Consider the following 21,222-nt stretch of genomic DNA (forward strand, 5'->3'; position numbering starts at 1 on the left):
GTGGCTCAAGGCTACCCTCCGATGCCCTCGACCTCCTCGAGCGCCTCGAGCAGGGAACCCTGCGCGAAGCCGAACCAGTCGTAGAGGCTTTCGACGTATTCCGCGTCGGGATTCTCCATCTCACCGTCCTCAGTAACGGTGGCGATGCCCAGGCTCGTCGCGAGTACGAGTCGCAGGTCGGTGAGCGTGCCCAGCCAGTACATCGCGTACTCCCGATCGAGTTGCACGAGGTGCATGTCACCGTCCGCTGTGTGTTTCTGCCGAGCGAAGTCGAAGGAGGTCAGCACCCCTCTCGCGTTCTCAATCTTGCGGTCGATGAGCCCGTCGAGGGTGTATCGGCGGAATTCGTCGGCAGCCTCGGGGTCGTCGGAATAGGCATCGGGGAAAAGCCGTGCGAGCACCGTCGGGTCGACGTCAGCCTCCCCCTCCTTGACCCGCTCGAGCAGACCGATGATCTGTTGCACGAGGTCGGTGAACAACGCGACTTCCTGCGCTTCGAACTCTGCGAGCAGGTCGCCCCCGGATGTCGCGTCGAACGCTCTCATTCCGGCACCTTCGCGAGGGTCGCGAGAAGCCCGTACCCGTGGAGGGCGACGACGTGGCGCTCCATCTCTTCACGGCTTCCGGTCGCGACCACGGCCTTGCCGGAGTTGTGAACCTGAAGCATGAGCTCCTCGGCGCGAGCCCGGGAGAAACCGAAGTAGCTCCGGAACACCCACGACACGTAGGTCATGAGATTCACCGGGTCGTCCCAGACGATCGCGTTCCACGGCGTGCCGAGCGTGAGGGACTCGGAAAGGTCCAGGCGGTGGTCAAGTTGCGGCACTCTTCCAGCTTCGCACGCTCGCCCGCCAATGCAATGCCCCGATAGTCTCGGAAGGTCGGCGATGACCGCCGCGGTATGCGTTCCAGGAGGCTCGGATGTTGAAGTTGGGTGTCAAGGCGTCGGCGGAGCAGTTCGGGCCACGCGATCTCGTTGAGCTCGGAGTTTCCGCCGAGAAGCACGGGTTCGACAGCGTCACGGTGAGCGATCATTTTCAGCCGTGGCGCCACAACGGCGGCCATGCCCCGTTCTCGCTCGCCTGGATGACGGCCGTCGGAGAACGAACCGAGCGCATCCAGATCGGAACATCGGTGATGACGCCGACGTTCCGCTACAACCCGGCCGTTGTCGCTCAGGCCTTCGCCACCATGGGTTGCCTGTACCCCGATCGCGTGTTCCTCGGTGTGGGCACCGGCGAGGCACTCAACGAGATCGCCACCGGTTTTCGGGGCGAGTGGCCTGAGTTCAAGGAGCGGTTCGCCCGCCTTCGCGAATCCGTCGACCTGATGCGCCAGTTGTGGGTCGGCGACCGGGTCGACTTCGACGGCGAGTACTACTCGACGAAGGGAGCGTCGATCTATGACGTACCCGAGGGGGGCATCCCCGTCTACGTCGCCGCGGGCGGACCGGTCGTCGCCCGCTACGCGGGTCGCGCCGGTGACGGTTTCATCTGCACCTCGGGCAAGGGCATGGAGCTCTACACCGAGAAACTCCTCCCCGCTGTCGCGGAGGGTGCAGGCAAGGCCGGGCGCGACGTCGCCGCCATCGACAAGATGATCGAAATCAAGATTTCGTACGACACCGACCCGGACGTCGCCCTGGAGAACACCCGTTTCTGGGCGCCGCTGTCGCTGACCCCGGAACAGAAGCACTCCATCGACGACCCGATCGAGATGGAGGCGGCCGCCGATGCCCTGCCGATCGAGCAGGTCGCCAAACGCTGGATCGTCACGAGCGACCCCGATGAGGCCGTCTCACTGATCAAGCCGTACATCGACGCAGGACTCAACCACCTTGTCTTCCACGGTCCGGGTCACGACCAGCAGCGATTCCTCGATCTCTTCTCCCGCGACATCGCACCGAAGCTTCGCAACCTGGCCTGATTTTCCTGCGGCGCGGGAACATCTCAGCGCCGGGATGACTTGGAGACCCTATGACAACTCTTGGACTCATCGGGGCCGGCAACATCGGCTCCCAGCTCGCTCGCGCCGCCGTCGCTCACGGCTACGACGTCGTCGTTTCGAACTCCCGCGGCCCCGAATCACTCACCGAACTCATTCTCGAACTGGGGGAGAAAGCGACAGCGGGGACCACAGCGGATGCCGCTCATGCGGATCTCGTCGCCGTTGCGATCCCGCTCAAAGCGGTCGACAGCATCCCGGCCGATCTGCTCGACGGCAGGATCGTGATCGACACGAGCAACTATTACCCTCAGCGCGACGGCAACATCGACGCCCTCGATGCCGAACAGACCACCGTCTCCGAGCTGGTCCAGAATCACTTCTCTGGCGCGCGGCTGGTGAAGGCGTTCAACCACATCCAGTCCGACGCCATCACAGACGAGGCCCAGTCGGCGGGAACCGCCGAACGGCGTGCGCTGATCGTCGCGAGCGATGACGACGAGGCCAAGGCGGCCGTCGCCGAGTTCATCGACGCCATCGGTTTCGACGTCCTCGACATCGGCCCGCTCAGCGAGAGCTGGCGCATCCAGGTCGGGACACCGGCGTACGGCCCACGTCGCGACCGCGAGGAACTCGAGATCGACATCGCTCAAGCGGAACGCCCCTCCGGCTCCTGACGATCAGCGTCGTGTCGACACCGTCACGGTGAATTTGCTGTTGCGCCCCAGCTGACGGGTCGGCCCGACGAGTCGCTCGAGCACCGGCCGGTAGCCGAGGTGTGAGTTCCACACCGTCCACAGCTCACCGCCGGGTGTGAGTACTCGCGCCGCATCGACGAAGAGCTTCTCGGCGATACCGGCGTGGACGGTCGCTCCGACGTGGAACGGCGGGTTCAGCAGGATGAGTTCCGCTGAACTCGTTTCCCACCCCGAGAGGCCGTCGTCCCGCACGACGGTGATCCGGTCGGCGACCCCGTTCGCGAGCGCGGTCTCGCGGGCGGATGCCACGGCCGCGGCGGACTGGTCGGTGGCGGTCACTCGCATGCCCGGCCTGGCGCGGGCGACAGCAGTCGCGATTACTCCGGTGCCGCAACCGAGATCGATGGCCTGCGTCGCAGCCGGAAGCTGCTCGAGGAATCCGAGGAAAAATCGCGTGCCGATGTCGATCTTCGTCCCGGCGAACGCGGCGCCGTGAGCGCACACCACGAGGTCGAGGTCCCGGTGCGACTCGCGGGCCGGCCAGGCCGGGTCCCCGGCAGGCGGTGCAGGGTCACGTGCGACGAGCACGCGCGATTTCTGCTGCGCCAGCTGCGCCGTCACCGCTCCGAAGTGTTCGCCGAGCACGTCGTTCATCGCGTGGGTCATGTGCTTGACCCGTCCGCCCGCGTACACCGTGACATCCGCCGTCGCATGCCGGGCGATCAGTTCGGTGATTTCGGCGAGCGCATCGAGCGATCGCGGCAGTTGCAGGAGCACGACGCGAGCACCGGAGACCACGGACGCGTCGAGCGGCATGCTGGTGAAGCTGCCGGTGAGCGAGTGCACTTCAGCGTTGTTGGCGAGGGCACGTTCGCCCGACAACGCGTCCTGATGGGTGCGGATGCCTGTCGCTCCGGCATGCGCCGCTCCGAGCGTCAGGGCACCGTACCTGTCTCCGATCACGGTGACCTCTCCAGGCATCGCCGTGGCGATGTCCGCAGCGGCGGTCTCCAGGAGCAGCCGATCGGTGGCGTCGGCAGCGAACAGGTTGGGACTTTCGACATCCGGCCAGCGGCGGAGCCGGTCGAACGCGAAGTCAGTCACCTGTTCAGGGTAACGGTGCCCGGGTGACGGTTCAGGCGATTGTGGTTGGAGCGGTCGACGAATCGACGGCGCCGGCAGGCCGCTCCCGGAAGGCGTGAGCCATCCACCACCAGCTCAGCAAGCCGATGGCCGCGTTGACGAGAAGACCCAGAAGCACGAACAGCACACCCAGGCCGATCAACGGGGTGAAGTCGACGTTCTCCAGTCCCGGAATGCTGTCTGGCCCGCTGAAGTCCTGGTCGGTGTCGAAGCCGGACGGGAACATGCCGAACAGCCCCGAGAAGGGTGCACTCAGCGCGCTCGCCAGCCACGACGCCGCGACCGCAACCCCGAGGCCGCTCCACGTAACGGCGACCGGACGGTTCACCTGGCGACCGCGGAGGATCCAGATGCTGGAGAGGTAGCCGAGGATCCAGAGAATCACGCCGAGGATGAACGAGCCGATGAGCCACGGGAGGGCCATCGACCACGCGTCGGCGATGAATTGATCGGTCACATCCTGACCGACTTCACCGTTCAGTGAGAAATCGTCAGGGTTGTTTCTCGCGACGGAGGAGAACAGTGCTCCGAAAAATGCGCCGAACGCGGCGACGATGAGCGGGATGACGGCGAGCGCGAAGCCGATGCTCATCAGCGTGAATGACACGGCGCCGGCGAGCATGGCCCCACGTTTCTGGCGTGCGCCGAGCGGTGGCCGGGGCGGAACGGGCGGTCCGCCGGGAACGTTCGCGAGGTAGGGCTGCTGCTGAGCCTGGGGGTACGCGGCCGGGTATCCGGGCTGAGGCGGGTAGCCCTGCTGCTGCTGTGGGTATCCGGGCTGCTGATATCCCTGCTGCCATCCTGGCTGCTGTGGGGAGCCCTGCTGCGGATAGGCCTGTTGCTGCGGATAGCCGGGCTGCTGGATCGGGCCCGGCGCCGGAGCGGCAGGAGAGTGCGGAGGTGGTGGCGGCGGAGATCCCGGCGGAGGCGCGAGAGGTGAACCCGGCGGAGGACCGGCGGGCTGGCCACCGGTCTGAGCCGGTGCGGACTCTTTCCCGCTGTCGGGCGACGACGGTGCGGCGTCGTCGCGGTCGTTCGATTCGTGTTCGCTCATGCGGTCAGCTTAACCAGAGGCACGAACGGGCGGAACCCACCCTGGGTACCGTTCGGGATGGCACGGGAGTACCGGTCAGGCCAATCGCCAGGGGCAAGGGGTCAGCGTTGGAATGGCCGCCAGACGACGACCTCGGTGCGCCTCTGGGCGCGGGTTCCGCTCTTGAGCGGGATGACATCGCCGTGCGCTCCCGCGGCGAAGACTCGTCGACCGGGAGATTTGACGAGTTCTTCAGCCAGCGCGTGTTCGAGTTCGCGAACCCGCCCGCGGAGCGCGACGACCTCATTCTCGAGTGCCAGGATCCGGCCGATGCCTTCGAGGCTCACGCCCTCGGCGCTGAGCCGGGCAACCTCACGCAACTGGACGACATCCCGCATCGAGTACCGTCGGGACTTTCCGGCGGTGCGGGTGGGAGAGACGAGGCCGAGCCGGTCGTACTGCCGCAGGGTCTGCGGATGCATTCCGGCCAGCTCGGCCGCCATCGCGATCGCGAAGATCGGCGAATTCTCGTCCATGGTCGTTATCCCCTTGCCCGGAGGATCAGGTCGTCACGCGGGTTCTCGTGCGGTTCGAGTTCGTGGAACTTCTCGAGCGCAGCACGCGCTTCGGCGCTGAGGTGCGACGGGACGGCGACCTGGACAACGGCGAGCAGGTCGCCGGTGCCCTTCGACGTCGAGACGCCGCGTCCCTTCACCCGGAGAACCCGGCCGGACGGAGTACCGGGTGCGACACGCAGCCGCACCGGTTCGCCTCCGAGGGTGGGCACTTCGATGGTGGCGCCGAGCGTTGCTTCGACGAACGTGACGGGCACGTTGACCCGGAGGTTCAACCCGTCGCGCTCGAACACCGGGTGCTTGCGCACCGAGACGGTCAGTACGAGGTCACCGGTGGGGCCACCGTCGGGAGACGGGTGGCCCTTGCCGCGCAGCTTGATCTTCTGCCCGTCGGAGACACCCGCCGGGATGTTGACCTTGATCGTTCGACCCTCGGCTGTCTGCAGGGTGATCTGGTCACCCTTGGTTGCCGTGAGGAAATCGATCGTGGTGGATGCTGTGACATCGCGGCCAGGGGTGGGCCCGCCGAAGCCGCGGTACCCACCGCTCGACTGACCGAAACCACCGCGACCGAAGACACCACCGAGAATGTCTTCGAAGTCGGCCTGCTGGTAACTGGTGCTCGTCCCGCGCGCGCCGCCTCCGAACATCCCGCCGAAGACGTCGTCGAAGCCGCCGTTCGCTCCACCGCCACCCGGCGCGGTGAACCGGGCGCCGGAGCCCATGGCCCGGACGGCGTCGTACTCCTTGCGCTGCTCAGGGTCGCTGAGAACCGAGTATGCCTCGCTCAGTTCCTTGAACTTCGCTTCGGCCTGCTCGTCGCCGGCGTTGGAGTCCGGGTGATACTTGCGGGCAAGCTTGCGGTAGGTCTTCTTCAGGTCAGCGGCGGTGACATCCTTCTTCACACCGAGAACCTTGTAGAAGTCCTTGTCGAACCAGTCCTGACTTGCCATCGCGCCTACTCAGCGGGAACGGCGACGACAACCTTCGCCGCACGCAGGAGTGTCGAACCGATGGTGTAACCGGTCTCGACGACGTCGAGAATGGTTTCGGTTTCGACGTCTGGCGTCGGCTGCTGGAAGATCGCCTCGTGGAGGTTGTGGTCGAAGGGCTCACCCTTCACCCCGAACGGAGCTAGACCGAGCTTCTGAACGCTCGTGCGGAGTTTCGCGGCGATCGCTGAGAACGGGGTGTCGCCCTCGAGGTCGCCGTGTTTCTCCGCGCGGTCCAGGTCGTCGAGCACGGGCAGGAGCACCTTGACGACGTCACCGGTCAGGCGCTCACGCTCGACCTCGCGGTTCGCCTCGGTGCGCTTGCGGTAGTTCGCGTACTCGGCGCTGACGCGCTTGAGGTCGACGAGGTGCTCGTGCTCGGGTTCAGCGTCGGCAACACGCTCGGCCTCCGCGTCGCCGTCGAGGCCGTTGGCCTCCGCTGCGTCGAGGATGTCCTGGACGGTCAGTTCGTCGTCGATTGTTTCGGGCAGTTCCGAGTCCACCTGCGACTCAGGGTCGGAAGCAATCGCTTCCGACCCCTCGTTCACTGGCTGAACCTCGTCACCGTCTTCTGGAGTCGGGTTCGTGTCAGTCATTGTTACTTCTTGTCGCCTTCCTCGTCGTCCACAACTTCTGCGTCGACGACATCCTCATCGGATGCCGCGTCAGCGGGCTGCTCCGCGCCGTCGGCGGGTGCCGACTCGGCCTGCTGCGCCTGTGAGTAGATCGCTTCGCCGAGCTTGACCTGGCTCTCGTTGAGCTTGTCGTACGCGGTCTTCACCGCGGCCTCGTCGTCGCCGGCGAGAGCCGACTTGAGCGCGTCGACGTCGCCCTGGACTTCGCTCTTGACGTCGTCGGGGAGCTTGTCGTCGTTCTCCTTGATGAGCTTGTCGATCGAGTAGGCGAGCTGCTCGGCCGTGTTGCGGGTCTCGGCTGCCTCGCGACGTGCCTTGTCCTCTGCAGCGTGCTCTTCAGCTTCGCGAACCATGCGCTCGATGTCTTCCTTCGCCAGCGAGGATCCGCCGGTGATCGTCATCGACTGCTCCTTGCCTGTGCCCTTGTCCTTCGCGGACACGTGCACGATGCCGTTGGCGTCGATGTCGAAGGTGACCTCGACCTGCGGGATTCCGCGGGGAGCCGGGGCGATTCCGGTCAGCTCGAAGGTTCCGAGGTTCTTGTTGTCGCGGGTGAACTCACGCTCGCCCTGGAAGACCTGGATCGCGACGGACGGCTGGTTGTCGTCTGCCGTGGTGAACGTCTCGCTGCGCTTCGTCGGGATGGCCGTGTTGCGCTCGATGAGCTTGGTCATGATGCCACCCTTGGTCTCGATACCGAGAGAGAGCGGGGTGACGTCGATGAGCAGAACGTCCTTGCGCTCGCCCTTCAGCACGCCGGCCTGGAGTGCAGCGCCGACAGCGACGACCTCGTCAGGGTTGACGCCCTTGTTCGGGTCCTTGCCACCGGTCTCCTGCTTGACCAGGTCGTAGATGGCTGGCATACGGGTCGATCCACCGACGAGAACGACGTGTGCGATGTCGTTGACCGAAACACCGGCCTCGCGGATGACGTCCTGGAACGGCTTCTTCGTGCGGTCGACGAGGTCGCTCGTCATCTGCTCGAACTGTGCGCGGGTGAGCGTCTCGTCGAGGTTTGCCGGGCCGTTCTCCGTGAGGGAGAGGTACGGCAGCTGGATCGAGGTGGACATGCCGGAGGACAGTTCCTTCTTGGCCTGCTCCGCAGCTTCCTTGAGGCGCTGCTTGGCGATCTTGTCGTTCGAGACGTCGACGCCCGTGGTCTCCTTGAAACGCTTGATGAGGTGTTCGACGACGCGCTGGTCCCAGTCGTCTCCACCGAGGCGGTTGTCACCGGAGGTGGCGCGGACCTGAATGGTCGAGAAGTCGTCGTCCTTGCCCACCTCGAGCAGCGAGACGTCGAAGGTTCCTCCACCGAGGTCGAAGACGAGGATGAGCTCGTCTTCCTTGCCCTTGTCGAGGCCGTAGGCGAGTGCTGCAGCGGTCGGCTCGTTGATGATGCGGAGAACGTTCAGTCCGGCGATCTCACCGGCTTCCTTGGTGGCCTGGCGCTCGGCGTCGTTGAAGTACGCGGGAACCGTGATGACGGCATCCGTCACCGTGTCGCCAAGGTACTGCTCAGCGTCACGCTTGAGCTTGGCGAGGATACGTGCCGAGATCTCCTGGGGGGTGTACTTCTTCTCGTCGACGGCGAAGGTCCAGTCGGTGCCCATGTGGCGCTTGACGGATGCAATGGTGCGGTCGACGTTCGTAACGGCCTGGCGCTTCGCGGTCTCACCGACGAGCACCTCGCCGTCCTTCGTGTATGCAACCACCGATGGGGTGGTGCGGAGTCCCTCGGCGTTCGCGATGACGACTGGTTCGCCACCTTCGAGAACGGCCACACAGGAGTTGGTGGTTCCGAGGTCAATTCCTACTGCACGTGCCATGTGTTATTTCTCCTTTAGGACCGGTCAGGGTCTGTTTCGATGTTGGCCGGGGTACGGCCCGCTAGAAAAGTTCGTGACGCTCACTCATAGTTGAGCGGCGATGGCTCAAGTTTACCCGAGGTCGTTCTCGTGTCAACTTCTCACGGCAAATCTTGAGCCTTGCTGACTCAACTTCTGTCGCCGTTCTCAACGAGAAAGAGGGCGAGCAGGCTTTCGCCCACTCGCCCGTCATTTCGAGCGGATGCCGTCAGTCGGCTCGGCGGACGGCCGCCGCGACTCCCGCCACCACGAGCACGACGCCTCCCGCGACGAGAGCGGCGATCACCCACGTCGTCGGGTCGAGAACGAATGGGACGATCGCATTGGTCACCATGAAGGCGGCGAACACCAGGAGGATCACACCCCAGAAGATGGTGCCGAAGCGGGGCCGGAGCCGCTCACTGTGTTCGTTCGACGGGAACGGGGTGTCGGAGCCTGTCGGCTTTGTGCCGAACAGGATCTCCGTGGCATCCGCGTCGCCGGTCGTCGGCGGGAACGGTCGGGTGTCCTGGTTGTCGGTCATCGGGAACTCCTTCGGGTGTCGCTGATGTCGACGCTTCCGGCGCCGAGCCAGATTCGGACGGTTGTTGTGTCGCTGTCGGACGTATTGCCGAACCGGACGACCTCGCGGTAGAGCGGAGCGCCGCGCTCCCGCAGGTCGCCGCCGTCATCGGTGTAGCTGACCCCGGCGACACCTCCGGAGACTTCGAGGATCACGGGCACGTCGTCCGGGAGTTCGAGGTCGACGGTTCCCGCGCCGAGCCAGAGCTCCACGAGCCCGCCGGTTTCCGCGCCGCGGTCGTCGAGCCCGGTCAGGTCGAGCGTCGGCGACCCCGCCCCCATCGTGAATCCGGTCGAGGTGCCTGGAGCCGCGTCTGTCACCTCCCAGACCCTGTCCCCAACGGCTGCGATGGAGGTGCCACGGGGGAAGACTCCGACGAAGAGCAGCACGAGGATCGCGACGATGGCGAAGAACCCGAGCGCGCCGCTCTCCTTTCCGAGGATGCCGGAAAGGATCGTCGCGAGGGCGATCACCGCGAGCGCTCCGCCGACGCCGATGAGGAGAGCCGTGTCCGAGAACTCGGTGTAGCCGAGCCCGATTGTGAGGAACACTCCTGCAAGGAGCGACAAGCCCAGCGAGATCGAGACGAAGGCAGCTCCTGGCTGACGCCGGCGGTATCGTTCCTCGTGCTCACGACGGAGACGGGCACGCTCGGCGTCACGAATCCGGCGCTGTGCTTCTTTTTCCGCCGCGTTCCGCGACGGATCCCAGACCGCACCGATCACGGTCGGGGATGCACCCGCTGCGCCGTGTGCCGCTTCGGGGCTTTCGTACCAGACGCCGGACGGTGTGGCGCTTCCGCTGGTCGCCGCGAAGGCGTCACCGGTGCCGGTGCCCGGGTCCGCGCTCGGCGGAGCGTCGGTGGAGCCTGCGCCAGACGTCGCGTCGCTTGCCGCACCCGTGGCATCCGCAGTGGGAGGGACAGTTGGTGCTGCTGCGTTCATCCAGAAGTCCTCGTGCGAGCGGGGTGTCTGAGCGGGCGCGGCGGGAGCACCCTCGGTCACACGCTTGGCGATGACCACGGTGAGCCAGACCAGGCCGGCGAGAAGAGCGAGGATCCAGCCGGTGCGGAAGGTGGACTCGAGCCACTCCGGCATGTTCCAGAAGTCCGGCGTGCCCTGCCACCACAACCCACGCATGAACGGCAGGAAGGTGAGGCCGATGAGCACGATGATGGCCACCGCCGCCGGATCGAAGATGCCCTTGAGCGCCCGCTCGGTGTGGATGCGTCCTGAGCTGTCGGGAAGCAGAGCCCAGGCGACCGCATAGAAGAAGAGGATAGGACCGCCGAGCAGGGCGATGACCAGGATGATGCCGCGGATGATGAGTGGGTCGAGGCGCGTGTGCGCTGCGATGCCGCCGGCGACACCGGCGAGCCAGCGGTCGTCCGAACGGGTGATGCCGATGCTGCGGATCCAGTCGAAGAAATTCGCGGGAGGCGGCGGCGCGGCCGGACCGGCCGAAGCCGGTGCGCCAGAGGGGAAAGGTGCGTCGTTCATGGTCTCGAGTCTGGCCTCCACCCGACACCCGAACCATGGGGTATCCCCCTGACCTGACCCTGAGATCCGCGACGAGGGTCCCTGACCGGGCCGCCGGAGTGCTTGGATTGCAGCATGGACACCCCTCGCTTGATCCGGCCGCGCGTGCGGCTCGTCGGCGGCGTGTGTGCCGGGTTCGCCGAGCACACCGGGCTGCCGTTGCCTGTGGTGCGCACGGTGACCGTGCTGTTGACGGTCTGCGGCGGCGCCGGCGCCCTTCTGTATGCGTGGTTGTGGGCGACGACCCCCGTCGCTGAGAACTCGGCCGATCCCCTCAAGAACGTTCTCACCCGTCCGACGGATGCCGCCTCGGCGGATTCCGGCCGGGTCCGGTCCGCTCCCGTGACCGAGATCCTTCTCGGGGTCGCGCTTCTCGCAGCAGCGGCGGCCCTCGTCGCATCGAGGCTCGGAGTGGATGTTCCGCTTGCGTTCGTCATCCCTGCGATCGTGGTTCTCTCCGGAGCGGGGCTCGCATGGCGGCAGTTCGATGATCTGCGACAGCAACGCTCCTCATCGTCATCGGCTCTGCTGGTTCGGGCGCTTGGCGCGCTCGTGCTCGTGGCCCTCGGCATCCTGCTGTTCTTCGTCACCGGTGAGGAACCGAACGTCTGGACGGTGTTCACCGCCGCGATCGCCGTGCTGTTCGGGGTGGCCATCGTCGTCGCGCCGTGGCTCGTGCGACTGACCCGCGACCTCGCGGACGAACGAGCGGCGCGCGTGCGTGAGGCCGACCGGGCCGAGATCGCGGCGCACCTTCACGACTCGGTGCTGCAGACGCTGGCGCTGATCCAGCAGAAGGCCGATCCTTCGAGCGAAGCGTCACGGCTCGCCCGCGCGCAGGAACGGGAGCTGCGGGACTGGCTGTTCGCCGGCTCACCGGCGTCGAGCGTGGATCTCGCCGCGGAGTTGCGCCGGATTGCCGCGGTGATCGAGCAGGAGTACGCCGCCCAGATCGACGTCGTGTCCGCCGGGCAGAGTCCTCCCTCGGTTCCGGACGCCCTGCTCGGCGCGGCCAGGGAGGCGATGCTCAATGCGGCACGGCACGCGGGAGGAATGGTGTCGGTGTTCCTCGAGTCCTCGCCCACCGCCGTCGATCTCACCGTCACCGACCGGGGTCCAGGCCTCGTGCTCGACGACATCCCCGCAGACCGGATGGGCGTTCGCGAGTCGATACTCGGTCGCATGCACCGGATCGGCGGAACCGCCGAGCTCGTCCCCGGGCCGGGCGGGACAGGCACCGAAGTCCGCCTTTCCCTCCCCCTGAACGCTGGAGTACACCATGTCGAGTCCTGAGAACCGTGAACTCACCGTCGTGATCGTCGACGACCATTCCATCTTCCGGTCGGGGCTTCGCGCCGACCTGGCCGACGACATCCGTGTTCTCGGCGAAGCGGCAACCGTCGACGAAGCCGTCGACCTCGTCGTCGCGACGGGGCCGCGCGTGGTCCTTCTCGACGTGCACCTTCCCGGTGGGGCGGGCGGCGGCGGTGCCGAGGTCATTCGCCGGGCGGCGCAGCAGGCACCGAACACACGGTTCCTGGCATTGAGTGTGTCCGACGCGGCCGACGATGTCGTGACCGTCATCAGGAGCGGCGCCCGCGGGTACATCACCAAGAGTGCGTCCGGTGCGGATGTGTCGGATGCCGCACGGCGCGTCGCCGAGGGAGACGCCGTGTTCTCGCCCCGGCTCGCCGGCTTCGTCCTCGATGCGTTCGGGGCGGTCTCGGGCGAGACGGCCGAGGCATCCGACGAATTGGATCGACTTTCCGCCCGAGAGCAGGAGGTCATGCGTTTGATCGCCCGTGGCTATGCCTACAAGGAGGTCGCAACGTCGCTGTTCATCTCGGTGAAGACGGTCGAGACGCACGTGTCGAGCGTGCTCCGCAAGCTGCAGCTGTCGTCGAGGCACGAACTCACGGCGTGGGCTCTTGAGCGCAAACTGCTCTGAGTGCGGCGCGGCGAATGTTCGCCGCTGCGAAACCGGGAACCACTAGCCTGACCTCATGACGACCAACGCCAACGACGGCAACGCCACTGTCGCCCCCGCTCTCTCCGAGGCGCCAGCCACGATCGATTCGAAGCAGGTCCTCGCCTGGGGCCTGTGGGACTGGGGCTCAGCCGCGTTCAATGCCGTCGTCACGACGTTCGTCTTCACCGTCTATCTCACCTCGGAGGCGTTCGGCCAGGAAGCCGCCGTCTCCGCACAGCTGGGCTGGGCCCTCGCAGGGGCGGGACTGCTCATCGCCCTGCTCGCCCCGGTGACCGGCCAGCGCTCGGACAGCGCCGGGCGCCGCAAGTTCTGGCTCGCGATCAACACCTACATCGTCGTTGCGATCACCGCTGGCATGTTCTTCGTGCAACCCGATCCGAGCTTCCTCTGGCTCGGACTTCTGCTCGTCGCCGCGGGCAACGTGTTCTTCGAGTTCGCCGGTGTGAACTACAACGCCATGCTCGCGCAGGTTTCCACCCCGAAAACGATCGGGCGGGTTTCCGGAGTCGGGTGGGGCCTCGGCTATCTCGGTGGCATCGTGCTGTTGCTCATCGTGTACTTCGGACTGATCCAGCCCGACGTCGGCATCTTCGGAATCACCGGCGAAGGTGCAATGGATGTGCGCGTCACGGTGCTCGTTTCGGCGATCTGGTTCGGCCTGTTTGCGCTCCCCGTCCTGCTCAGCGTCCCAGAGTACGAGGGTGTCGGTGCGCGCCGCGCGAAGGTCGGCTTCATCGCCTCGTACCCGCGGCTCTTCAGCGACATCAGGAAGCTCTGGAACGAAAGCCGCCAGACCGTGTACTTCCTCCTGGCAAGTGCCGTCTTCCGTGACGGACTCGCCGGGGTGTTCACCTTCGGCGGCGTCCTGGCGGCCGGCTGGTTCGGTTTCTCCCCCGGTGAGGTGATCATCTTCGCGATCGGCGCGAACGTCGTTGCGGGCATCTCGACCATCACCGTCGGTCTGCTCGACGACAAGCTCGGGGCGAAACCGGTGATCGTGGGTTCTTTGATCGGCCTCGTCGTCGCCGGGCTCGCCGTGTTCTTCCTGCACGACGGCGGCGCCATCATGTTCTGGATCTTCGGTCTCGCCCTGTGCCTTTTCGTCGGCCCCGCCCAGTCCGCCTCGCGGTCATTCCTGGCGCGGCTGATCCCGGCCGGACGCGAGGGAGAGGTCTTCGGTCTCTACGCCACGACGGGTCGCGCCGTGTCGTTCCTCGCTCCGACCGCGTTCGCGCTGTTCATCACCATCGGTGGCGAACAATACTGGGGAATCCTCGGCATCATTCTCGTGATTTTCATCGGACTTCTGTTGCTTCTTCCTGTGCAGGCGAAGCAGGAACGTCTGAGGTAGCCCGCCGCAGCATCCCCGAAAGATAGGATCTCTGCATGGCGGTCACTGACGAGGCAATCCTCAAGATCAAAGAGATGATTCTCACGGGCGAACTCGGGCCCGGTGACCGGCTTCCCCCGGAGAAGGAACTTTCCGAACGCCTCGGCCTGTCACGCAGTTCGATGCGCGAGGCGGTGAAGGCCCTCGAGGTCATCCGTGTGCTCGACGTCCGCAGGGGCGACGGCACCTACGTCACGAGCCTTGAGCCTCGGCTGCTGCTCGAGGCGATGTCGTTCGTCGTCGACCTGCACGACGATTCGTCGATCCTCGAACTGTTCGCCGTCCGTCGCATCCTCGAACCCGCTGCCGTCGCCCTCGCAACACAGCACATGACGGATGCCACGGTGAGCGGCCTGCGCGCACAGATCGCGTCTGTCGACCACAGCACCGACGTCGAGGGACTCGTTGCCCACGACCTCGAGTTCCACAAGGCGATCGTGGACACCGCGGGCAACGGGTACCTCGCGAGCCTCATCGAATCGCTCTCGAGTCACACCGTGCGGGCGCGGATCTGGCGCGGCCTGACCCAGGAGAACTCCGTCGATCGCACTCTCGCCGAGCACCGCGGCATCGTCGACGCCCTCGAGCGCGGCGACGCCGACCTTGCCCAGGCGCTCACGATCGTGCATATCTCCGGTGTGGAGCAGTGGCTCCGCGACGCCGTCAGCTGACGTCAGAGCCAGGGGCTGAGTGCCTCAATCCCTGAGTGGGGCGGGTCAGGAACCCGCCAGGCCCCGACCAACCGCCGCCTCGAACTCCGCCGCTGAGCTGTCGCTCACATCGTTCTGGAACGCGGCGAGCAACACCGACGGCGCCGCCGTGAAGTACGGGACGCCGAGCAGGGCGAGGTCGACCAGGTCCGACGGCGACCGCAGGCTCGCGGCGAGAACGTCCGTTCCGCTGCCGTCGACGAGCGACTGCATCCGGCCGATCTCAGCGAAACCGTCTCGGCCGGCGTCGCCCAGCCGCCCGAGGTAGGGAGCGATGTACCGCACTCCGATCGTCGCGGCAGCGAGCGCCTGGGCGTCCGAGTACACGGCGGTGAGCAGAACGCGTGCTCCGCGCCTGACCAGAACGGATGCTGCCCCGAAGCCCTCGCGCGTTGCCGGCACCTTCACGACAGCGAGGGAACCCAGATCGAGGATCTCGTGTGCGTGCGTCACCAGCTCCTGTTCGGTTGCGCCCCAGGACTGGAAGAAGATCTCCCGCGCGCCCTCGGACTCCCACCGGCCATAGAGTTCGGCCAGGTCAGAAACAGATCGTCCCGCGCGCTCCAGAATCGTCGGGTTCGTCGTCACACCGTGAACCAGTCCGGAGACGAGAAGGTCTGAGACAGCATCCACGTCGGCACTGTCAGCGTAGAAACGGGGCGTGGTCGTCATGGCGTACTTTCCTGTCGTGAACGAATCCGTCCGGGAAGCGTACCAAGCCCAACCCTTGAGCTGGCCCACCTGTCCGCTAATGTAATGACAGGCAGAGCCGGACTCCCTCCGGCTCCCGCCACACCCGCCCTCCGAAAGGCACCTATGAGCCAGACACAGTCGTCTGCACCCGCTCCAGGCGGCGTGCTGATCGTCGGAAGCATCACCGCCGACCTCACCACCTTCTCCTCCCGTTTGCCCGCCCGCGGTGAAACGATCCTCGGCGACGACTTCACACTCGTCCTCGGCGGCAAGGGGGCCAATCAGGCCGTCGCTGCCGGACTCGCCGGGGGCAACGCGCACATGGTCGGCTGCGTCGGGACCGACCTGTTCTCCGAACTCGTCACCGGTGGCCTGCGCGATGCCGGCGTGCACATCGACCACGTGCGCACCGTGCCCGGCCCGACCGGCATCGCCCACATTCGCGTGGACGACTCCGGCGAGAACGACATCGTCATGGTGCCGCTCGCCAACTCGTCGCTGAGCGAAGAACAGATCGACACCGCCTTCGACGAACTCGGCGCCACCTGCCGCGTGCTCCTCACCCAGCTCGAGATCCCCTGGGCCCTCACGCAGTATGCGATCCGCAAGGCCAACGCCGCCGGACTCACCGTGGTTCTCGATCCTGCACCCGCCGCCACCCTCGATGAAGCAATCTGGCCGCTCGTCGACATCGTCACACCGAACGAGACCGAGGCGTCGATCCTCACCGGAATCGCGGTCGTCGACGAAGCGTCAGCGATCGAGGCGGGCCGCTGGTTCACCGCACGCGGCGCCACGAGCGCTCTCATCACCATGGCCGCAGCCGGGGCCGTTCTCGTGACCGCCGATGCCGTGGAGCACTTCGACTCGATCCAGGTCGACGCCGTCGACACGACGGCCGCCGGTGACGCGTTCGCCGGTTACCTCGGCGCATCGCTCGCCGACGGGTACGACGTGACGGATGCCATCCGTCGCGCCATCGCGGCGGGCGCGCTCACCGTCACCCGCCGTGGTGCGTCACCCAGCCTGCCTCACCGCACCGAGGTCGACGCCCTCGCCGCCGGCCACGCGGGAGCCGTCCGATGAGAAGCACGAACACCACCATCAACCCGCAGCTCTCCCGCATCATCTCGGAGACCGGGCACACCGACCTCATCGTCGTCACCGATGCCGGCCTGCCGATCCCACCCGGCTCCGACCGCGTCGACCTGGCCTATCGCCCGGGCGCCCCCGCGTTCTTCGACGTTCTCGACACCGTGCTCGCCGAGCTCGTCGTCGAAGGAGCGGTCGTCTCGGCCGAGATCGAGGACCACAGCCCCGAGGTCCTCGCGGCGCTGCGTGAGCGGCTCGATCCGCTCGGAGTTCCCATCACCCTCGTCCCCCACGCCGACTTCAAACTGCGCACCCATGACGCACGTGCGTTCGTCCGGTCAGGGGAGTTCACGCCATACGCGAACGTCATCCTCCAGGCCGGCGTCGCGTACTAACGCTCGAGGATCGAACATCGTGACCCTGGCCACCGACCCCGCACCTGCAATCGAGTCCACCGACATCGACCGGCAGGCCCCGACGCCGATGTACCACCAGCTGAAGCGCCGGATCATCGAGGACATCGCCCGTCTCGGCCTGCGCCCCGGTGACCTCCTGCCCGGTGAACACCGCCTGTGCGAGCAGTTCGGTGTCTCCCGCACCGTCGTGCGGCAGGCACTGTCCCAGCTCGAACATCAGGGGGTGATCGAGAGAGTCAAGGGCAAGGGCACGTTCGTGGCGCACCAGAAAACTCCCGAGAGCCTTGTCCACACGCTGACCGGTCTCTTCCAGGAGGTCGCCGCACGTGGAGGCCACGTGCACAGTGACGTGAGACGGCTCGAGGTCGCCCCGGCCGACGACGAGGTAGCGGATGCCCTCGGCATCGCTCCCGGTACCGCCGTCGTCGTGCTCGAGCGGCTGCGCCACGTCGACGACGAACCGTGGTCGTGGACCACGACCTACCTCCCCCACGACATCGGGCACGTCGTGCTCGACGAGGACCTGCGGGACCAGTCGCTCTACGCGATCCTCGCGACCCATGGCATCCGCGCCGTTCGTGGTGTGCGTTCGGCCGAAGCCGCGTCGGCGACAGCGGAACAGGGCGCGCTTCTCGGCGTGCCAGCCGGCCAGGCTCTCCTCGTGCTCCGCAGTGTGGGCTTCGACGAGAACGAGCGCCCGATGGAGTTCTTCGTCGCGTATCACCGGGGCGACCGCAGCCGGTTCGAGTTCCAGCTCAACGCGACGCCCGGCGATTCGAGCACCGCCGCTTTGCGGCACACGGGAGCGAACTGAGAATCCACGCTCACATGTAATTACATGTCACCTGTCATTACAGGTACTGTGGAAGCGCAGCATCGACGCTGCCCGACCGAGGAGATTTCCGTGACGACGTACTCAAGCCTTCCCGTGCCGCCGATGAGCATCCGATTCGACCCCGCCGGAGGGACCCTCCAGCCCGAGGGGCCGACGTTGACCCGCCGCATGTCGGACCTCGAGGGCCTGTTCCGCGACCACGCCGCCTGGGAGCAGGCCGTCGCCGATGGTGACCCGGTTGTCTACTCCGTCGTCTCCTCACGGGTGCCCGAGGTGGAGCGGGAGTTGCCGCAGTCGATCACTACCATTCAGCCCGGCTCGACGGCAGGGGAACTGTGGATGACCAAGGGGCATCAGCACCCGAACCACCAGGGTGAGATCTATCTCGGAATCTCCGGCCACGGCGGGCTTCTCATGTTCAACGGCACCGAAACCGAGTGGGTAGACATGACACCGGGCACCATCGGGTACATGCCTCCCGGCTGGGCACACCGCAGCATCAACGTCGGCGACGAGCCGTACTCCTTCCTCGCCGTCTACCCCGGCGGAGCCGGACACGACTACGGCTGGGTCCTCGAGCACGGAATGGGCCGACGCGTTCTTGCCGGCGAGACCGGTGTCGAGTTCGTCGACTACTCCGCGGACTGATTTCCATGATCATCGCCCACGACCTCGGGACGACCGGCAACAAGGCCTCCCTGCACACCGACGATGGCCGCCTGCTCAGCGCCGTGACCGTCGGCTATCCGGCACGCTTCGCCGACGGCGGCCTCGCCGAGCAGGACCCCGAAGACTGGTGGAATGCGGTCGTCCAGGCCACACGCGACCTCCTCGCGCGGGCGAACGCCGATCCCGCCGCGATCACCGGGCTGACGATCAGCGGCCAGATGATGGGTGCGGTACTGCTCGACGCCGAGTACCGCCCTGTACGCCCGGCCATCATCTGGGCGGACACCAGATCGAGCGCTCAAACGACGGCGCTCGAATCCATCATCGGACAGGGCCGTGCCTATTCTCTTCTCGGCCACAGGCTCAACCCGACGTACTCGCTCGAGAAGATCATGTGGGTCCGCGACAACGAACCTGACGTCTTCGCCCGCGTCCGGCACTTCTGCGTCGCCAAGGACTTCGTCATCCACCGGCTCACCGGGCGGCTCGCCACGGACCGCTCGGATGCCTCGGCCACGAACGCATACGACCAGGCGCTCGGCGCGTGGTCACCCGACATGCTCGCGGCAGCCGGCCTCGATGTATCGCTGTTCCCGGAGATTCTCGCGTCGACGGATGTCGTCGGTGAGCTCACGGCGGATGCGGCGAGCGCCACGGGACTTCGCCGGGGCACGCGCGTCGTCATGGGTGGAGGAGATGGGCCCATCGCAGCGGTGGGCGCGGGAATCGTCTCACCGTCAGACGGCGCGTACGTCTCCCTCGGTACCTCGTCGTGGATCTCGTTCGCGAGTGACGTGCCCGTGTACGACCCGCTCATGCGCACGATGACCTTCGACAACGTCGTCCAGGGCAGCTACGTCCCGACAGCGACGATGCAGGCTGGAGGGGCTGCCCTCGCCTGGGTCTCCGAACTCCTTTCTCCCCACCCGTCGAGCTCCGAACTCTCCGCCCTCGTCGCCGATGCCGACACCGCCGGGGCCGCGTCGAGCGGGCTCTACTTCCTGCCGTATCTGCTCGGCGAGCGTTCCCCGCACTGGAATCCGGATGCCTCCGGCGCGTTTCTCGGGATCGGCCGGCATCACGGGCGAGCAGCGATGACTCGCGCCGTGCTCGAGGGGGTCGCGTTCAACCTCTTCACGTGCATCCAGGCCTTCCGCGAATCCGGCGCCGTCGTCGACCGCATCGATGCGATCGGTGGAGGTGCCGCGAGTGATGTCTGGCTGCAGATCCTCGCCGACGTCTGGGGCGTGCCTGTCCGCCGCCGCAGTATCGTCGAGGAGGCGAACAGCCTGGGTGCCGCCGTCACGGCCGCCGTCGGGCTCGGGCTCGTCGACGACTTCGGGGCCGCACGCGGGCTCTCGGAGGTGACCGCCGAATTCACCCCCGACGGGTCTCGGCACAGTGACTACCTCGGCAGGCACCGCGTGTTCCTCGGCGGATATTCGAGCCTCGAGTCGTGGAACTCCGGAAGGTTCGCGCGCTGATGGCACAGATCCTTGCCTCGAGTCGCTCCTTCTCGTCGGGCTCCCGCGACCTGATCGGCGAACTCGCGGCGGCGGGCCACGACGTTGTCCTCGCGACACCCACTCATGACCTGGACGAACTTCGCCCCCTCCTGTCGGATGCCGTCGCCTGGATCGCAGGCACTGGCCCGGTCACAGCGGCACACCTCGACGCTGCGCCGAACCTTCGCGTCGTCGCCAGGTACGGGGTGGGATTCGAGGCGGTGGATCTCGCTGCCGCCGCCGAACGTGGGATCCTCGTGACCAACACCCCGGGGGCGAACAGCGGCGCCGTCGCGGACCACACCGTCGGGCTTATGCTCGCCGTGCTGCGGGGAACGACCCTCGGTGACCGTCGCGTGCGTGCCGGGGACTGGTCGGTGCACCGCGGCCGGGAACTGGGTTCTCTCACCGTGGGCATCGTCGGGTTCGGGCGGATCGGCCAGGGTGTCGCCCGTCGGCTCTCCGGATTCGGCTCCCTGGTCGTCGCCCACGATCCCTGGCTCGGCGACGACGCGATGCGTGCCGCAGGGGCCGAACCGCTCGATCTCTTTGAGATGGCCGCGGCATGTGATCTTGTGACGCTCCACGCGCCGGGAGGCGCGACGATCGTGGATGCCGGCTGGCTGGCATCCGCTCGGGAAGGGCTCGTGCTCGTCAACACGGCACGACCCGAACTGATCGATGAAGCCGCTCTCGCCCGCGCGCTCCGCGATGGACGCATCGCCGGGTTCGCCGCGGACACGCTCGCCGGTGACGTGAGCGGGTTGCCGTCGCCGCTGCTCGCCGAGGACCTCTCCACCACAGTCGTGGTGACGCCGCACTTCGGCGCGCAAACCGTAGAAGCGGTCGACGCCATGGGCTCGATCGCCGTCGACAACGTGCTCGCCGTGCTCGCCGGTGACACTCCCCCCAACCCCGTCCCGTTGAAAGGCTGACC

Annotated in this window: 23 protein-coding genes; 12 read left to right on the forward strand and 11 right to left on the reverse strand. The window is 66.6% G+C overall.

Translation table 11 applies throughout. The annotated features are described in order from the left end of the window. Window positions 1-11: 11 nt before the first annotated feature. Window positions 12-545, reverse strand: coding sequence for a DUF2017 family protein (locus D9V29_RS03050; protein WP_121671854.1), 534 nt, complete (start codon window positions 543-545; stop codon window positions 12-14). Next, on the reverse strand, window positions 542-826 hold the full coding sequence (clpS, locus tag D9V29_RS03055) for an ATP-dependent Clp protease adapter ClpS (RefSeq protein ID WP_373294801.1): 285 nt from the start codon (window positions 824-826) through the stop codon (window positions 542-544). The genes D9V29_RS03050 and clpS overlap by 4 nt, the downstream gene beginning before the upstream one ends. 95 nt (window positions 827-921) lie before the next feature. Between clpS and fgd the strand changes: the two genes are divergently transcribed. Both fgd and D9V29_RS03065 read left to right on the forward strand, forming a co-directional pair. Next, window positions 922-1,926, forward strand: a complete 1,005-nt coding sequence (gene fgd / locus D9V29_RS03060; protein WP_121671856.1) for a glucose-6-phosphate dehydrogenase (coenzyme-F420) — start codon at window positions 922-924, stop codon at window positions 1,924-1,926. 50 nt (window positions 1,927-1,976) lie between these two features. Next, entirely contained in the window at window positions 1,977-2,621 is a 645-nt protein-coding gene (locus D9V29_RS03065; RefSeq protein ID WP_121671857.1) for an NADPH-dependent F420 reductase, read from the forward strand. Window positions 2,622-2,624: 3 nt separating this feature from the next. Here the strand turns inward: D9V29_RS03065 and D9V29_RS03070 are convergent, their stop codons facing one another. The 8 genes from D9V29_RS03070 to D9V29_RS03105 form a co-directional block, all read right to left on the reverse strand. Beyond that, on the reverse strand, window positions 2,625-3,746 hold the full coding sequence (locus D9V29_RS03070; RefSeq protein ID WP_121671858.1) for a class I SAM-dependent methyltransferase: 1,122 nt from the start codon (window positions 3,744-3,746) through the stop codon (window positions 2,625-2,627). A gap of 31 nt (window positions 3,747-3,777) precedes the next feature. Then, window positions 3,778-4,839: a DUF2062 domain-containing protein gene (locus tag D9V29_RS03075; RefSeq protein ID WP_121671859.1), complete on the reverse strand. Its 1,062-nt coding sequence runs from the start codon at window positions 4,837-4,839 to the stop codon at window positions 3,778-3,780. A 101-nt stretch (window positions 4,840-4,940) separates the two neighbouring features. Further along, window positions 4,941-5,354 carry a heat shock protein transcriptional repressor HspR gene (locus tag D9V29_RS03080; protein WP_121671860.1) on the reverse strand — a complete coding sequence of 138 codons (414 nt, stop codon included), beginning with the start codon at window positions 5,352-5,354 and terminating at the stop codon, window positions 4,941-4,943. Between the two features lie 5 nt (window positions 5,355-5,359). Continuing rightward, a complete protein-coding gene (locus D9V29_RS03085) occupies window positions 5,360-6,346 on the reverse strand; it encodes a DnaJ C-terminal domain-containing protein (protein WP_121671861.1) in 987 nt (328 codons plus the stop codon). 5 nt (window positions 6,347-6,351) lie between these two features. Continuing rightward, window positions 6,352-6,981 (reverse strand): nucleotide exchange factor GrpE, encoded by a 630-nt coding sequence (locus tag D9V29_RS03090; RefSeq protein WP_121671862.1) that lies wholly within the window; start codon window positions 6,979-6,981, stop codon window positions 6,352-6,354. A gap of 2 nt (window positions 6,982-6,983) precedes the next feature. Further along, window positions 6,984-8,846 (reverse strand): molecular chaperone DnaK, encoded by a 1,863-nt coding sequence (gene dnaK, locus D9V29_RS03095; RefSeq protein WP_121671863.1) that lies wholly within the window; start codon window positions 8,844-8,846, stop codon window positions 6,984-6,986. A gap of 247 nt (window positions 8,847-9,093) precedes the next feature. Further along, complete coding sequence (locus D9V29_RS03100) at window positions 9,094-9,408, reverse strand: hypothetical protein (protein WP_121671864.1); 315 nt, start codon at window positions 9,406-9,408, stop codon at window positions 9,094-9,096. Next, window positions 9,405-10,946, reverse strand: a complete 1,542-nt coding sequence (locus D9V29_RS03105; RefSeq protein ID WP_121671865.1) for a PspC domain-containing protein — start codon at window positions 10,944-10,946, stop codon at window positions 9,405-9,407. Before D9V29_RS03105 ends, D9V29_RS03100 begins: the two co-directional genes overlap by 4 nt. A 114-nt stretch (window positions 10,947-11,060) precedes the next feature. Between D9V29_RS03105 and D9V29_RS03110 the strand changes: the two genes are divergently transcribed. Genes D9V29_RS03110 through D9V29_RS03125 form a run of 4 tightly spaced genes read left to right on the forward strand, consistent with a single transcriptional unit; the run spans window position 11,061 to window position 15,036 of the window. Continuing rightward, complete coding sequence (locus tag D9V29_RS03110) at window positions 11,061-12,278, forward strand: ATP-binding protein (protein ID WP_121671866.1); 1,218 nt, start codon at window positions 11,061-11,063, stop codon at window positions 12,276-12,278. Then, the gene (locus D9V29_RS03115; RefSeq protein ID WP_121671867.1) at window positions 12,265-12,933 is read left to right on the forward strand and encodes a LuxR C-terminal-related transcriptional regulator; all 669 of its coding nucleotides are present in this window, start codon (window positions 12,265-12,267) and stop codon (window positions 12,931-12,933) included. Before D9V29_RS03110 ends, D9V29_RS03115 begins: the two co-directional genes overlap by 14 nt. 55 nt (window positions 12,934-12,988) lie before the next feature. Continuing rightward, window positions 12,989-14,326, forward strand: coding sequence for an MFS transporter (locus D9V29_RS03120; RefSeq protein WP_121671868.1), 1,338 nt, complete (start codon window positions 12,989-12,991; stop codon window positions 14,324-14,326). 35 nt (window positions 14,327-14,361) lie between these two features. Next, window positions 14,362-15,036, forward strand: a complete 675-nt coding sequence (locus tag D9V29_RS03125) for a FadR/GntR family transcriptional regulator (RefSeq protein ID WP_121671869.1) — start codon at window positions 14,362-14,364, stop codon at window positions 15,034-15,036. A 45-nt stretch (window positions 15,037-15,081) separates the two neighbouring features. Here the strand turns inward: D9V29_RS03125 and D9V29_RS03130 are convergent, their stop codons facing one another. After that, window positions 15,082-15,747, reverse strand: coding sequence for a transaldolase family protein (locus tag D9V29_RS03130; RefSeq protein ID WP_121671870.1), 666 nt, complete (start codon window positions 15,745-15,747; stop codon window positions 15,082-15,084). A gap of 144 nt (window positions 15,748-15,891) precedes the next feature. Here D9V29_RS03130 and D9V29_RS03135 point away from each other — a divergent pair, with 144 nt between their 5' ends. From D9V29_RS03135 to D9V29_RS03160, 6 genes are all read left to right on the forward strand, one after another. Continuing rightward, window positions 15,892-16,854, forward strand: coding sequence for a ribokinase (locus tag D9V29_RS03135; protein WP_121671871.1), 963 nt, complete (start codon window positions 15,892-15,894; stop codon window positions 16,852-16,854). Further along, the gene (rbsD, locus tag D9V29_RS03140) at window positions 16,851-17,255 is read left to right on the forward strand and encodes a D-ribose pyranase (protein ID WP_121671872.1); all 405 of its coding nucleotides are present in this window, start codon (window positions 16,851-16,853) and stop codon (window positions 17,253-17,255) included. The genes D9V29_RS03135 and rbsD overlap by 4 nt, the downstream gene beginning before the upstream one ends. A 19-nt stretch (window positions 17,256-17,274) precedes the next feature. Then, window positions 17,275-18,090 (forward strand): GntR family transcriptional regulator, encoded by an 816-nt coding sequence (locus tag D9V29_RS03145; protein WP_229790436.1) that lies wholly within the window; start codon window positions 17,275-17,277, stop codon window positions 18,088-18,090. Between the two features lie 90 nt (window positions 18,091-18,180). After that, on the forward strand, window positions 18,181-18,759 hold the full coding sequence (locus D9V29_RS03150) for a glucose-6-phosphate isomerase family protein (protein ID WP_121671873.1): 579 nt from the start codon (window positions 18,181-18,183) through the stop codon (window positions 18,757-18,759). Window positions 18,760-18,764: 5 nt separating this feature from the next. Continuing rightward, window positions 18,765-20,264 carry a xylulokinase gene (gene xylB / locus D9V29_RS03155; RefSeq protein ID WP_121671874.1) on the forward strand — a complete coding sequence of 500 codons (1,500 nt, stop codon included), beginning with the start codon at window positions 18,765-18,767 and terminating at the stop codon, window positions 20,262-20,264. Next, window positions 20,237-21,220: a 2-hydroxyacid dehydrogenase gene (locus tag D9V29_RS03160; protein ID WP_229790435.1), complete on the forward strand. Its 984-nt coding sequence runs from the start codon at window positions 20,237-20,239 to the stop codon at window positions 21,218-21,220. The genes xylB and D9V29_RS03160 overlap by 28 nt, the downstream gene beginning before the upstream one ends. Window positions 21,221-21,222 lie beyond the last annotated feature (2 nt).

It is taken from the genome of Mycetocola manganoxydans (assembly GCF_003667545.1).
GTDB lineage: Bacteria > Actinomycetota > Actinomycetes > Actinomycetales > Microbacteriaceae > Mycetocola_A > Mycetocola_A manganoxydans.

What these genes read in the sequence shown, in the direction of transcription:
- D9V29_RS03050 (WP_121671854.1), bottom strand. Translation starts at nt 545, where the DNA reads ATGAGAGCGTTCGACGCGACATCCGGGGGCGACCTGCTCGCAGAGTTC.
- fgd (WP_121671856.1), top strand. Translation starts at nt 922, where the DNA reads ATGTTGAAGTTGGGTGTCAAGGCGTCGGCGGAGCAGTTCGGGCCACGC.
- D9V29_RS03065 (WP_121671857.1), top strand. Translation starts at nt 1,977, where the DNA reads ATGACAACTCTTGGACTCATCGGGGCCGGCAACATCGGCTCCCAGCTC.
- D9V29_RS03075 (WP_121671859.1), bottom strand. Translation starts at nt 4,839, where the DNA reads ATGAGCGAACACGAATCGAACGACCGCGACGACGCCGCACCGTCGTCG.
- D9V29_RS03080 (WP_121671860.1), bottom strand. Translation starts at nt 5,354, where the DNA reads ATGGACGAGAATTCGCCGATCTTCGCGATCGCGATGGCGGCCGAGCTG.
- D9V29_RS03085 (WP_121671861.1), bottom strand. Translation starts at nt 6,346, where the DNA reads ATGGCAAGTCAGGACTGGTTCGACAAGGACTTCTACAAGGTTCTCGGT.
- D9V29_RS03090 (WP_121671862.1), bottom strand. Translation starts at nt 6,981, where the DNA reads ATGACTGACACGAACCCGACTCCAGAAGACGGTGACGAGGTTCAGCCA.
- dnaK (WP_121671863.1), bottom strand. Translation starts at nt 8,846, where the DNA reads ATGGCACGTGCAGTAGGAATTGACCTCGGAACCACCAACTCCTGTGTG.
- D9V29_RS03100 (WP_121671864.1), bottom strand. Translation starts at nt 9,408, where the DNA reads ATGACCGACAACCAGGACACCCGACCGTTCCCGCCGACGACCGGCGAC.
- D9V29_RS03105 (WP_121671865.1), bottom strand. Translation starts at nt 10,946, where the DNA reads ATGAACGACGCACCTTTCCCCTCTGGCGCACCGGCTTCGGCCGGTCCG.
- D9V29_RS03110 (WP_121671866.1), top strand. Translation starts at nt 11,061, where the DNA reads ATGGACACCCCTCGCTTGATCCGGCCGCGCGTGCGGCTCGTCGGCGGC.
- D9V29_RS03115 (WP_121671867.1), top strand. Translation starts at nt 12,265, where the DNA reads ATGTCGAGTCCTGAGAACCGTGAACTCACCGTCGTGATCGTCGACGAC.
- D9V29_RS03120 (WP_121671868.1), top strand. Translation starts at nt 12,989, where the DNA reads ATGACGACCAACGCCAACGACGGCAACGCCACTGTCGCCCCCGCTCTC.
- D9V29_RS03125 (WP_121671869.1), top strand. Translation starts at nt 14,362, where the DNA reads ATGGCGGTCACTGACGAGGCAATCCTCAAGATCAAAGAGATGATTCTC.
- D9V29_RS03130 (WP_121671870.1), bottom strand. Translation starts at nt 15,747, where the DNA reads ATGACGACCACGCCCCGTTTCTACGCTGACAGTGCCGACGTGGATGCT.
- D9V29_RS03135 (WP_121671871.1), top strand. Translation starts at nt 15,892, where the DNA reads ATGAGCCAGACACAGTCGTCTGCACCCGCTCCAGGCGGCGTGCTGATC.
- rbsD (WP_121671872.1), top strand. Translation starts at nt 16,851, where the DNA reads ATGAGAAGCACGAACACCACCATCAACCCGCAGCTCTCCCGCATCATC.
- xylB (WP_121671874.1), top strand. Translation starts at nt 18,765, where the DNA reads ATGATCATCGCCCACGACCTCGGGACGACCGGCAACAAGGCCTCCCTG.